Origin of the sequence: Falsiroseomonas algicola (genome assembly GCF_011040385.1) — a bacterium.
GTDB lineage: Bacteria > Pseudomonadota > Alphaproteobacteria > Acetobacterales > Acetobacteraceae > Falsiroseomonas > Falsiroseomonas algicola.
In genome coordinates this window covers 1-751 of sequence record NZ_JAAIKB010000061.1, presented here as the reverse complement: position 1 = coordinate 751, position 751 = coordinate 1, and the positions used below count along the sequence as shown (strand labels likewise).

General features: G+C 68.0%; 1 protein-coding gene. It reads right to left on the bottom strand.

Going from position 1 to position 751, the window contains the following annotated elements; all coding sequences use genetic code 11:
• Positions 1-751: helix-turn-helix domain-containing protein (locus G3576_RS31005; RefSeq protein WP_207623127.1), on the bottom strand; the 751-nt coding region annotated here is incomplete at both ends.

Genomic DNA, 751 nt, shown 5'->3' with positions numbered 1-751 from the left:
AGGATCTCGGGGGTGATGAACGACTTGCCCCGCCCACGCGTGCGCGCCCGCGGCACCCGTAACGCCCGGCCGGTTCGCAGGCATGCCGTCAACTCGCGCTTCAGTGCGCCCCGGCCTTGGACGTAGAGCGCCTGGTAGATCGCCTCATGACTGATCCGCATCGTCGCGTCTTCCGGGTGGTCGAGCCGCAGGCGCTCGGCGATCTGCTGCGGGCTCCATGCCATGGCCCATCTCCGGTTCTGTCGCGGCCCGTGCCGCCGACCCTTCCAGGGCACCGCTGGGCCAGGCACTGCAGCGCCACCTGGACTGACAACGGAACCGGCAAGCCGATCCTGAACATAGGACCGCAATGCCGTGTTCGTCGCGAGCTTTGCCACTTTCGGCCGACGTGCCGCCCGCTCGGCATGCCACTGTGCGGTCGTCGCACGATAGTCCAGGTTACCGCCCCGCGTCGCTGCGTTCCGCCTGAGTTCGCGTGAGATGGTCGACGCCGCACGACCCAAGCGACGTGCGATCTCGCGAACGCCAATGCCTTGGACCTGCAGCAACGCGATCTCCTCCCGCTCCGCGAACGAGAGATAGCGCCCGGAGGGCGGCTTGGACGAACGCGACAGGTGGGTCGGGGCCGTCCCTCCCGCCAGCCGAAACCATCGGAACCCGACCGGCTGCGATACTCCAACCTCCATCGCCGCGTCCTCGCTCGAGAGCCCTTCGGCAACCAAAGCCCAGAACCGACGACGATGCTCCTGCC